We start from the raw sequence: 2,245 nt of genomic DNA on the forward strand, positions 1-2,245 counted from the left end.
TCAAGGGGGAGGGGAGCTGTTGCCACCCCTCGGCCAGCACATCGCGATCGCCCGCGACGATGCCTTTGCCTTCCTCTACCCGCACTGGCTCAATGATTGGCGAGAGGCCGGCGCCAGCTTCAGCTTCTTCTCGCCGCTCGCCGACGAAGCGCCCGACACCACGGCGGATGCCGTCTTCCTCCCCGGCGGTTATCCCGAACTGCACGCTGCCCGCCTCGCCGCCGCCGAGACTTTCATGCGCGGCTTGCGGGCGAGCGCCGAGCGGTCGGCGCTGGTCTATGGCGAATGCGGGGGCTTCATGGTGCTGGGCGCCAGCCTCACCGACAAGGCCGGTGCGACCTACCCGATGTCCGGCCTATTGCCGCACGAAACCCGCATCGACCGCCCCAAGCGGGTCCTCGGCTATCGTCGCCTCGTCCACCAGAGCCCGCTGCCGTTCCCGCAACACCTCGCCGGCCACGAGTTCCACTACTCATCCGCCCGCAAGACCCATGGCACGCCGCTGTTCGGTGCCACCGATGCGCTCGGTGAGGCACTGCCGCCGATGGGGCTCGTCGAGGGACGCATCATGGGCTCCTACGCCCACGTGATCGATGTCGATCAATCCGCCTGAGGCTTGCGGATCATGTACGTGTCCATGATCCAGCCATGGCGGGCCTGCGCCTCGCGCCGTTTCGCGTCGATCTCGTCCATCACCTCGGAGACCTTTCCGGCAACCAGAATCTCGTCTGCCGTCCCGAGATAGGCGCCCCAGAAGATCTCCGCCTCGTCCATAGCGAAGCGCCGGAATACCTGGTGGTTGTCCAGCATCACCACGGCGCTGCTGAGCGCGTCCGCCTCGCCTTCACCGACCCGACGGCCGGTGGTGATAGTCACCGCCTCGCCCACCCGGTTGAGCGTTACCTGATGCTGGGCGGCCAGTGCCTGCGGCGCCGAAATCCCGGGGATCACCTCGATGGCGATCGGGGAGCCGGCTGCCTGCATATCCCTGAGGATGCGTAGCGTTCCGTCGTAAAGCGCCGGATCGCCCCAGACCAGGAAGGCGCCGACGCCATCGTCTGGCAGTTCCGCGAACATTCGCTGGTAGGCCACCTCCAGCTTGTCCCGCCACTCCTCGACGCTGTCGCGATAGTCCGGCGTTGCGGCCTTGCGGCGCGACGGGATGGCGAACTCCACCAGCCGGTAGCGCGGCTCGCTGACGAACTGCTCGAGCATCGCCAGCCGGATGGCGTTGAGCCCGGCCTTCTCCTCGCCCTTGTCGGGCATGAAGAACACTTCGGCGCGGTTCATCGCCTTGATCGCCTGAAGCGTGAGGTAATCCGGGTTGCCGGCCCCGATGCCGATGACAAGGATGGTGCGCATCCGTCCTCCCTATCGGATCGCTGCTTCACCGGCTAGAACCGCAGCATGGCGAAATCCCTGATGTTCATGGGCACCGGGTCCGATGTCGGCAAATCGCTGCTGGTCGCAGGCCTTTGTCGCGCCTACACAAATCGCGGGCTGCGGGTCGCGCCGTTCAAACCGCAGAACATGTCCAACAATGCCGCCGTCACCACCGATGGCGGCGAGATCGGCCGGGCCCAGGCGCTGCAGGCAAGGGCGGCCCGGCGCGACCCCGTCACCGCCATGAACCCGGTGCTGCTGAAGCCCGAGGGTGAGACCGGCTCGCAGCTGGTGCTGCGTGGCCAGCGCATCGGCAGCTTCCCGGCCCGCGAATACTGGAAGAAGCGCGGCGAGCTGCTCCCTCAGGTGCTCGCCGCCCACAGTGAGCTTGGCTCGGACGCCGACCTGATCGTCGTCGAAGGCGCCGGCAGCGCCTCCGAGGTCAACCTCCGCGCCAACGACATCGCCAATTTCGGTTTCGCCCGGGCCGCCGACCTGCCGGTGATCCTCGCCGGCGATATCCAGCGCGGCGGCGTCATCGCCGCCTTGGTCGGCACCTTCGCGGTGATCGATCCCGATGATGCCGCACTGATCGCCGCGACGCTGGTGAACAAGTTCCAGGGCGATCCGGCCCTGTTCGAAGACGGCAAGCGCTTCATTGCCGAGCGCACCGGCGTGCCTTGCCTCGGCCCGATCCCCTGGTTCGGCGACGCGCGCCAACTCCCAGCCGAGGACGCGCTGGCGCTTGAGGAGCAGCAGACGCTGGGGCAGGGCGGCTATCGCATCGTCGTGCCGCGCCTGCCGCGCATCGCGAATTTCGACGATCTCGATCCGCTGCGGCTCGAGCCCGGTGTCAGCCTCG

At 67.5% G+C, this 2,245-nt stretch carries 2 protein-coding genes and 1 pseudogene; 2 read left to right on the plus strand and 1 reads right to left on the minus strand.

What is annotated here, in order from left to right; genetic code table 11:
* A pseudogene (locus VW23_RS22915) lies at positions 1-613 on the plus strand (cobyrinate a,c-diamide synthase); the annotation flags it as partial.
* Here VW23_RS22915 and cobF read toward each other — a convergent pair.
* The gene (gene cobF, locus VW23_RS22920; protein ID WP_069911813.1) at positions 601-1,362 is read right to left on the minus strand and encodes a precorrin-6A synthase (deacetylating); all 762 of its coding nucleotides are present in this window, start codon (positions 1,360-1,362) and stop codon (positions 601-603) included. The pseudogene VW23_RS22915 and the gene cobF sit on opposite strands and share 13 nt — an antisense overlap.
* Before the next feature lie 45 nt (positions 1,363-1,407).
* Between cobF and VW23_RS22925 the strand changes: the two genes are divergently transcribed.
* On the plus strand, positions 1,408-2,245 hold an 838-nt coding region (locus VW23_RS22925; protein WP_244513713.1), incomplete at its 3' end, for a cobyric acid synthase.

This window comes from Devosia insulae DS-56 (genome assembly GCF_000970465.2).
Classification (GTDB): Bacteria; Pseudomonadota; Alphaproteobacteria; order Rhizobiales; family Devosiaceae; genus Devosia_A; species Devosia_A insulae.

Bases quoted from the DNA above. Each gene is read 5' to 3' on its own strand.
- cobF (WP_069911813.1), bottom strand. From the start codon at position 1,362: ATGCGCACCATCCTTGTCATCGGCATCGGGGCCGGCAACCCGGATTAC.